Origin of the sequence: Rodentibacter sp. Ppn85, assembly GCF_001999335.1 — a bacterium.
In the GTDB taxonomy this organism is placed as follows: Bacteria; Pseudomonadota; Gammaproteobacteria; order Enterobacterales; family Pasteurellaceae; genus Rodentibacter.
In genome coordinates this window covers 57,348-67,094 of the sequence record NZ_MLHS01000023.1, presented here as the reverse complement: position 1 = coordinate 67,094, position 9,747 = coordinate 57,348, and the positions used below count along the sequence as shown (strand labels likewise).

The window sequence follows — 9,747 nt, the reverse complement described above, 5'->3', positions numbered from 1 at the left end:
CGAATGCAAGCGGTTTTTGCAAAAAAATTTAAAAAAATTTAGAACGCTGAAAAATCATACAAAAAAACAAGTTTTTAGTTGATTTTTATAACATCTATGGACTCAAATCCCCATAAATTTAATATTTGTTTTAACTTCAACTCTTCATCAAAATGTTGGGTACAAAATATTTGATTATATTTTTTACTTTTACTTTTTATCTCTATTTCGCTCAATAAAGATTGAACTCGTTTTGCAATTGCTTCCCCCGAGTCCATAAAGTGTTTCACTTGCGGTAAGCAAAACTGAATTTCATCCTTAATTAAAGGGAAATGCGTACACCCAAGAATCAACGTGTCTAAGTCCATTATATTAACCCAAGGTAACAATTCATCTTTTAACACGGTCATATCCACGGAATGCCCACGAATTTTTTGTTCGGCAATTTCGACTAATTTTGTCGAACCTAGCCGTTCCACTTGGCAATCTACCGCGAATTTATTGATCAGTTCATCTACATAATGACGCTTTACCGTCCCTTTCGTTGCCAACAAACCAATATGTTTTGTGTTTGAAATCTCTGCCGCCGGTTTAATTGCCGGCACTGTACCGATAACGGGGATAGAAAAGTTTTCCCGTAAAACAGGCAATACGACTGTACTCGCCGTATTACAAGCAATTACAATCGCATCTAAGGGGTGCATAGCATTAATCTGCCGACATATAGCTAACATTCGTTGAACAATGCTTTCTTCACCGCGTTCCGAATAGGGAAAACCGGCATTATCAAAACAATAAAGATAGTGCCAACCAGGTAACAATTTTTTTGTTTCACGATATACACTAAACCCGCCCATTCCTGAATCACAAAAGAGGATTGTCGGGCGTTCTTTTTTTATATCCATAAAAACTCTTCCTTTCTCAACCGCACTTTAAGCATTCGAGTAAATTTCTTTATTTTTTAACCAGCGTTGAATTAAACTCTCTGCAACATCAGGATATTGTCTGATTAGTTGTTTGGCATAATATTGCACCGTTGGAATCATTTTACGATCACGCATTAAATTTGCTACTTTAAACTCTGCAATTCCTGTTTGCTTTGTGCCTAACACTTCACCGGGACCACGAATTTCCAAATCTTTTTCAGAAATGACAAAACCATCTTGGCTATCCCGTAACACCTTCAAACGTTTTTGTGAAACTTTTCCCAATGGCGGCTTATATATCAATACACAAAAAGATGCAGTACTTCCTCGCCCTACACGACCACGTAATTGATGAAGTTGCGATAACCCCAAACGTTCGGCATTTTCAATAATCATTAAACTTGCATTCGGTACATCTACACCAACTTCAATCACCGTCGTTGCTACTAATAAATCCAATCGAGCATTTTTAAATTGCGACATAACTTCTTGCTTTTCTTGCGGTTTCATTCTTCCATGTACCAAACCGACTCTCAACATCGGTAAGGCCTTGGTTAAATCTTCCCAGACAGCTTCTGCGGCTTGTGCCTCCAATACTTCCGATTCATCAATCAAAGTACATACCCAGTAAGCCTGGCGCTTTTCCGTTAAACACACTTTCTTCACCCGCTCGACTATTTCGTCACGGCGATCCTCAGAAACCACTACCGTTGTAATTGGCGTACGTCCCGGCGGTAATTCATCAATAATAGAGGTGTCTAGATCCGCATACACTGTCATTGCCAACGTTCTTGGTATCGGGGTTGCCGTCATAATTAATTGATGAGGGTAAAATCCCGTTTTTTCACCTTTTTCACGTAACATCAAACGTTGATGTACGCCAAAACGATGTTGTTCATCAATAATAACCAAAGCAAGATCCGCAAATCCGACCTCTTCTTGGAACAGCGCGTGTGTCCCCACCACCATTTGCACTGCACCAGTTTTAATTTTTTCCAGCTCGGCTTGACGTGCCTTACCTTTCACTTTGCCCGCTAACCAGCCTACATTGATACCAAAGGGCTCAAACCAATGGCGAAAATTATTGGCATGTTGCTCGGCTAAAATTTCTGTCGGTGCCATCAAAGCCACTTGTTTACCGTTATCAATTGCAATCAGTGCAGCCAATGCTGCCACCAATGTCTTTCCTGAGCCTACATCCCCTTGCACTAAACGCATCATAGGATAATCTTTTGTTAAATCTTGTTCGATATCGGCAATTACCCGCATTTGGGCATTAGTTGGTTGAAAAGGCAAACTCGTAAGAAACCGTTGTTTTAAATCTGTTTGATATTCTAAAGGCAAAGCAGAAAACTGTTGTGTTCCTAACCGCACTTTTTGCATAGCGAGATTATGTGCGAGCAATTCTTCAAAAATTAATCGTTGTTGAGCGGGATGCAGCCCTTTTTCCAATATTTCTAAGGGAATATCCGGTGGCGGGCGATGCAATAAATGCAATGCTTCTTTTAAGCTGAATTGGTGCGGATTAAATTCACTAGGTAAAATCTCCGCAATTTGCACTTTATCCAGTAAATTTAAAGCTTGATCCACCAGCTTTCGTAATGTGTTTTGTTTTAGCCCTTCCGTGGTGGAATAAATAGGCGTAAGCATTTCCTCCAATACAATCGGTGTATTGTCACGGATAATTTGATACTCCGGATGATAAATTTCCGGCATATAGCGCCCGCGTTTTACTTCACCAAAAGCCTTAACACGCACACCGATTTGAAAACTGTTACGCATTCCCGCATTAAAATTGAAAAAACGTAACATAATTTTTGAGGTACCATCAGATAGGCTGACAGACAAAATCGGACGGCGGGCAAAAGTAACCTCACAGCTTTGCACAATCCCTTCAATCGTAAAATATTGCTCAGCTCGTAAATTGGTAATCGGTGTGATACGAGTACGATCCTCATAACGAATCGGCAAATGAAAAAGCAGATCTTGTAAATTATTAATACCGATTCTAGCGAGTTTATTAGAGACCGCCGCCCCTACGCCTGAAAGCGTGGTAAGAGGGACAGCGTCAAGAAGAGAAAATCCCATAATTTATTAGGCATTAATATTACGATTTGCATTTACCACGCTGGTAATTCTCTTAATACGATATAAAATATTAGCGAGGTGTTTTGTGTCTTTCACACTAATTTGTAAAATTACGAGCAACAAATTATTTTCCAATCCTTCCGTCCAAATATTTTGAATGCTGCTTTCGCTTGCGGCTATCGCTGTCATTAAATTTGGTAAAGCGCTCTTCTCATTCAAGATTTCAATTTGTAATTCAGCATCAAAATTGACCGCACTTTGCACGTTCTCCCATTTAGCTTTGACTAACTGGCGGGCGTTTTTAAGGTTTGCACATTGTTGATGATGAATAACGAGTCCACTATTCGGTGTACTGCATCCCATAATCGGATCGGCCGGAATCGGGTGGCAACATTTGGCAAATTGTATGTTGGCCATTAAAGTCGGCGCAATGGTTAAAGTATTTGAATGATTTTCCGTATTACCATCCACATCAATTTCTATCGCTTCTCCCACTAATTGATGGGCAATAACAGAGGCGAGTTGATTACCTAAACCAATTTCACGCAACAATCCATCAAGTGAAGAAAGTTTTCTCTCATCCAAAACTGCTTGAATTTGTTGTATAGAAAGATCCGCCAAACAATGCGGTTGCAACGCTGCATTTAATTCTCTTTCACCAAGTTTCACCGCATCATCTTCACAGCGTTGTTTTAAATAGTGACGTATGCGGGTTTTTGCACGGGCAGTTACCACAAAATTCAACCAAGAGGCTTTAGGATTCGCATTAGGGTCAGTGATAATATTCACCGTTTGACCGGATTCTAACGCTTTTGATAAGGGATAAGGTTTATGTTCAACCGTTACACCGACACAAGTATTCCCGATATCGGAATGTACTGCATAAGCAAAATCTACTGCTGTCGCCCCTTGTGGTAATTCGACAATACGTCCTTTTGGCGTAAAAACAAAAATTTCTTTCGGGAAAAATTCGGATTTAACATTTTCGATAAACTCAAAAGAATTTCCTACACTTTGTTGAATTTCAACCAAATTTTGTAACCAGCGTTGAGCACGAATTTGAGCGGTTGTGCTATCATTTTTACCACTTTCTTTATGTACCCAGTATGCAGTCACCCCCATTTCCGCCACTTGCTCCATATCCTCGGTGTGGATGTGTACTTCGACCGGTACGCCATGCGGACCAATCATAGAGGTTTGTAAAGACTGGTAGCCATTTGCTTTCGGTACGGCAATATAATCTTTTACGCGCCCCGGACGGGGTTTATATAGATTGTGCATTTGACCCAAAACGCGATAACAATCATCAATATTTTTCACAATAACGCGGAATGTATAAATATCCATAATAGAGTGAAATTCTTGATCTTTTGCACGCATTTTTTGATAAATTTCATAGAGATGTTTTTCTCGTCCCCATACCCGTGCAAAAATTCCCGTATTTTCTAACCGCTCTTTAATTTCATTAGAAATACGTTTAATAAGGTCTTGACGATTATTTCGCGCAACTTCCACTAATTTTTTCAACACTTTATAGCGATGCAGGTACATCGCTTCAAAGGACAAATCCTCTAATTCATTTTTGATATGCTCAATGCCTAAGCGATGTGCAAGCGGGCAATAAATCTCAAGAGTTTCTTTAGCAATGCGACAGCGTTTATCAGGGCGCAGAGCCCCCAATGTGCGCATATTATGAGTACGGTCTGCAAGTTTAATCAATACTACTCGAATATCACGGGTCATCGCCAAAATCATTTTGCGAAAATTTTCCACCTGAGCCTCTTGGCGGGTACGGAATTTTAACTTATCAAGTTTTGATACCCCATCAACTATATCTGCAACACTTGAGCTAAATTCTTCTTTAAGATTTTCTTCCGTATAAGCTGTGTCCTCTATAACATCGTGCAACAAAGCCGCCATCACTGCTTCATGATCAAGATTCATCTTTGCAATGATAGAAGCAACAGCTACCGGATGGGTAATATAAGGCTCGCCGCTTGAACGAAATTGTCCCTCGTGCGCATCTTTCGCAACAACAAATGCACGTCTGACTAATTCGATTTTATCTTCGGGTAAATACCCTTGAATGATTCGTTCTAAATCTGCAAACAATTCCAAAGGACACCTGACATTTTCGGACTAAATGAATGGTTGAAATGAAACTGCGGTTGCAATCAACCGCACTTTTAAAATTATTCGGAAATTAACGCTACCGCTGCTTCTTCTATATGCTGAACGGCTGCAACTGCCTGATGTTCCTGGGCATCCATAATCTCATTAGAGATTAATCCTTTTTCTATCTCACGCAATGCGATAACGGTCGGTTTATCATTATCCTCCGGTACTAAAGGATCACGCTGGTGTAACTGTAACTGTCTTGCGCGGCGTGCCGCGGTTAAAATTAAATCAAAGCGGTTACCAATTTTTTCTACCGCATCCTGTACTGTAACACGTGCCATATTCGATTACTCCGGTTCATCTATAAATAAGGGTATAAAAGAGGGCCATCATACTAAATCTTATGATTTTTATCTAGTAGCTGATAAATTAAGCTGGCATTTTCTGTTTGTTGATAATTTTTTGTTAAACGTTCCGCACGTAAGATACTCTGTAAATCTGCTAATGCTTGCTCAAAATTATCGTTGATAATGACGTAATCGTACTCATCATAGTGAGAAATTTCATTCTTTGCTTTTGCCATACGTTCCATAATTACCGCTTCGCTATCTTGACCACGACCAATCAAACGACGCTCTAACTCCGGTAATGACGGGGGAAGAATAAAGATACTTTTTACATTTGCCACTTTTTTACGAATTTGTTGCGCACCCTGCCAATCAATATCCAAAAAAACATCAATTCCTTTTGCCAGATTTTCCTGAATTGCCGACAATGATGTACCATAATAATTTCCACCAAACACCGTAGCATATTCCAAAAATAAATCTTGTTTGATCAAGGATTCAAATTCTTCTTTAGAAACAAAATAATAATGTACGCCGTCAATTTCACCCGGGCGTGGTGCCCGGGTCGTATGCGAAACGGAAACCATTTTTTGCGTGGAAGAATTACTCTCCAATAATGCTGAAATTAACGAAGATTTACCCGCTCCACTAGGAGCGGATACAACGTACAAATTGCCCTGCGACATAAAAACCTCTAATTCTAGGACTATCTGTCTTGTTTGTTAATTTGACTCGCACCAAACGCCCCCATGGTCGCATCAGATTCATAAATGCCACCTAGTTCCTCAGCTTTCGGACCATAAAAACGCCCTTTTATATCCAAATTTGAACCTGCAGAATACTCCTCCGCAGTCCCTTTTCCCTCGAATTTATTGCCTGCGATAGGGGCAGAAAAACGAAAATAAGGAGTATTTCTACCATTAAGATTCCTTGCAAAACGGCCATCTATTTTCTTATTTGCAAAATCCACATCAAAATGGGCAATTCCGGATGTATCCTCACCAGCCCCTTGAAGACCCAAAAAACTACCTTCATATGTTGCCTTTCCGGTTGGTAGCACAGTTACATCATGTCCTTGTGAGAAAAGAACCCTATCATTACTACTAGTAGGTGATTTAAGACGACCATAACGTGAATATTCTATAGATTTAATAACCTCGCTATCGACTACTAAATCAAGCGGCTGACCATCAATGACCAAAGTTGTCAGCCCCATCATATTATCACCGGTTTCTTTTATTCCGTTACTCTCAAAATAGTTATCATAAAAACCAACAACATTTTTAGATAATTGAGGAACTTCAGGTAGTGGCGATTCCGGTTGTGGCTGTGGCTGTGGTTGTGGTTGTGGTTGTGGTTGTGGCTGTGCATCACTGTGATCGCCCGAACCGGAGCAACCAACTACTAACGCTAAACAAATCGCGGATAAACTGCATTTTAACAAAATTTTCATTTTGTATTCTCCTTGTATTTTTAATCAAATGAAATTTAAATAGACCAGCTAAGCTAAACCTCACATGAGGTTCATTCTTCATTAAATTCTTCAAAAAAAGTGTGTCAAATAAACACTACCTTCCTTAAGTGAAACGTGTTTTACTGAACCGATTAATATAATATTATTGAAATATAAAGTAAACACGCCATTCGCTCAAAAATCGCTAAAAGTGATAGTTTTCATTTCGAAATTTTGATGCAGATCACAAAAAAATCGTATTTCTAGTTTTATCTAAATGCTCGTGCTATAATCCGCCAAAAGTTTTTAAGAAATATTTTTGTTTCTTAAACATAACGGTTTGTTTAACTTAACTAAGAAGGTAAAATCTTATGGCAATTAAAATTGGTATCAATGGCTTTGGTCGTATCGGTCGTATCGTATTCCGTGCAGCGCAACAACGCGATGACATTGAAGTTGTCGGTATCAACGACCTAATTGATGTTGAATACATGGCTTACATGTTAAAATACGATTCAACTCATGGTCGTTTTGATGGTACTGTTGAAGTTAAAGACGGTAACTTAGTGGTTAACGGTAAAGCGATTCGTGTGACCTCAGAACGTGATCCAGCAAACTTAAACTGGGGTGCTATCGGTGTTGATATCGCGGTTGAAGCAACAGGTTTATTCTTAACCGATGAAACAGCACGTAAACACATCACTGCCGGTGCGAAAAAAGTCGTTTTAACCGGTCCGTCTAAAGATGCCACTCCAATGTTCGTTCGCGGTGTAAACTTCAATGCATACGCAGGTCAAGACATTGTTTCCAACGCTTCTTGTACAACAAACTGTTTAGCGCCTTTAGCACGCGTTATTCACGAAACTTTTGGTATTAAAGACGGTTTAATGACAACCGTTCACGCAACCACTGCCACCCAAAAAACTGTTGACGGTCCTTCTGCAAAAGATTGGCGCGGCGGTCGTGGTGCGGCACAAAACATTATTCCTTCTTCTACCGGTGCGGCTAAAGCAGTAGGTAAAGTGTTACCGGCATTAAACGGTAAATTAACCGGTATGGCTTTCCGTGTTCCAACGCCAAACGTTTCTGTAGTTGACTTAACCGTTAATTTAGAAAAACCGGCGACTTACGAACAAATCAAACAAGCTATCAAAGATGCTGCAGAAGGTAAAACTTTCAACGGCGAATTAAAAGATGTTTTAGGCTACACCGAAGACGCAGTAGTTTCTACCGACTTCAACGGCTGTCCATTAACTTCTGTATTTGACGCTGATGCAGGTATCGCATTAACCGATTCTTTCGTTAAACTTGTATCTTGGTACGACAACGAAACCGGCTATTCAAACAAAGTATTAGACTTAGTAGCACACGTTTACAACTACAAAGGCTAAGTGCGACAAGTGTCGTGCTTACTGGGGTTAAGTCCTTATATATCAAGGATTTAACTCAATTAAGAGAAAGCTATGTAATGTAGCTTTCTCTTGACTATTCAGATCTTCTCGGGAAGAGTTTGGGTAGCAGACTAGAAAAGGAGCGTTGCTCAAGATCTAGTTCTAAGTTGGTAAGAATATCTCCAACTTTATGCGGTAATAAGGTATGGTCTTCACTTTTATGTACTTAATATTTAGATAAATATTAAGAGGAGTAAGCAAGCAAGATCCGTTATCGAAAGATAGGACTACCGTTAGTCGCCTATTTATAGAGTGACTTGGGTCAAATCCAAAACGTCATATCGTCCATAAAGAATGATTATTCAACCCTACTATAAATAAAGTCCGAAAGATACCGTAGCAATCTGAGACGGTTCGAGTATAAGAAAGTGGAATTTCTTCTATTTGGTTGCCACCTTTACACTTATCTTTATTTACTGTACTTCGGGATATTCTTTTATTAAGAAACACCCTCAGCAACTTGAAAGTAATAGTTGCCCGTGAATGGCTTGCGGAACAGCACGGCTACTTCTCGGTCTAAATTTACCAAAATCCCCTTTCATTGAAATAATCATTACTAACAAATGAGCTTTTATTTGTTAAAGGTTAGTTATTTCCTATTAGAGGATTAAACGTAAACAAAGTACTATTAAACATTTGTTTAATGGATAAAGTAAGTTTTAAAGCAAACCAGCAAGGGCTTATTTATTGCTGTATTAGGTAACAACTTAGTTAAGTATGAGTAAGCTGTTATTGCTATTGTTACAATTTGTTTCAACGTTGATATATGCAGTTGCGAAGAAATAAATGAGTGTAACCTGTTATATGACTAACAGTAACCTAGGGATAGTGCATAATTGGCAACGATTTTGTACGGAGCTTCCTGACAATGTACCCCCGATAAGGTTATTAATACTGTGAAGTATTAATAAGAGACTCGAAACGACCATTGGGTTGAGGGACTAGGTTGGATAGAAAGATAAACGTAAGTGAATAGTCGTAATTCTCGTTATGTAGAACAAGCCTACGGTCGCTATCGGCTTGAACCAAAAGGTATGCAGTGGGTTATCTCATTTTAGCCTTGGGATACGTCATCATAAACACTGTCGGGAAAAAAGACTATATCTTCCCTATCCATGTAGTAATAATGGAACTTGGTAAGCCTATATCTCCGCCTGAAAAATGGCAGGCAACGCGTAAGCAATGCTGTTGGTGGTGTAGGTAAAAGAAGTTAGAGAAAGCGAAGGTTGTACTGTAATGGTGCAAATAGGGTATGAAATATGACCTAACCCGAAAGGGTGCAGACTTCTAACCGGTCTTTCATCGCAAGATGTCTGACAAATTCCTTTAAAGTTTGACGGGATAAAAGCGAGCGTTGGTTTGCAGATTGAAAACCAATCAAATAA

At 39.4% G+C, this 9,747-nt stretch carries 7 protein-coding genes; 1 reads left to right on the top strand and 6 read right to left on the bottom strand.

What is annotated here, in order from left to right; all coding sequences use genetic code 11:
- Window positions 1–74 precede the first annotated feature (74 nt).
- From murI to BKL51_RS04985, 6 genes are all read right to left on the bottom strand, one after another.
- Entirely contained in the window at window positions 75–884 is an 810-nt protein-coding gene (murI, locus tag BKL51_RS05010) for a glutamate racemase (protein WP_077465641.1), read from the bottom strand.
- A 27-nt stretch (window positions 885–911) separates the two neighbouring features.
- Entirely contained in the window at window positions 912–2,993 is a 2,082-nt protein-coding gene (gene recG, locus BKL51_RS05005) for an ATP-dependent DNA helicase RecG (protein ID WP_077465640.1), read from the bottom strand.
- Between the two features lie 6 nt (window positions 2,994–2,999).
- Window positions 3,000–5,111 (bottom strand): bifunctional GTP diphosphokinase/guanosine-3',5'-bis pyrophosphate 3'-pyrophosphohydrolase, encoded by a 2,112-nt coding sequence (gene spoT / locus BKL51_RS05000; protein ID WP_077465639.1) that lies wholly within the window; start codon window positions 5,109–5,111, stop codon window positions 3,000–3,002.
- A gap of 74 nt (window positions 5,112–5,185) precedes the next feature.
- The gene (gene rpoZ, locus BKL51_RS04995) at window positions 5,186–5,452 is read right to left on the bottom strand and encodes a DNA-directed RNA polymerase subunit omega (protein ID WP_077465638.1); all 267 of its coding nucleotides are present in this window, start codon (window positions 5,450–5,452) and stop codon (window positions 5,186–5,188) included.
- A gap of 53 nt (window positions 5,453–5,505) precedes the next feature.
- On the bottom strand, window positions 5,506–6,144 hold the full coding sequence (gene gmk / locus BKL51_RS04990; protein WP_077465637.1) for a guanylate kinase: 639 nt from the start codon (window positions 6,142–6,144) through the stop codon (window positions 5,506–5,508).
- Window positions 6,145–6,164: 20 nt separating this feature from the next.
- Window positions 6,165–6,911 (bottom strand): transferrin-binding protein-like solute binding protein, encoded by a 747-nt coding sequence (locus BKL51_RS04985; RefSeq protein ID WP_077465636.1) that lies wholly within the window; start codon window positions 6,909–6,911, stop codon window positions 6,165–6,167.
- 371 nt (window positions 6,912–7,282) lie between these two features.
- Between BKL51_RS04985 and gap the strand changes: the two genes are divergently transcribed.
- Window positions 7,283–8,302, top strand: coding sequence for a type I glyceraldehyde-3-phosphate dehydrogenase (gap, locus tag BKL51_RS04980; protein WP_077465635.1), 1,020 nt, complete (start codon window positions 7,283–7,285; stop codon window positions 8,300–8,302).
- Window positions 8,303–9,747: the final 1,445 nt, after the last annotated feature.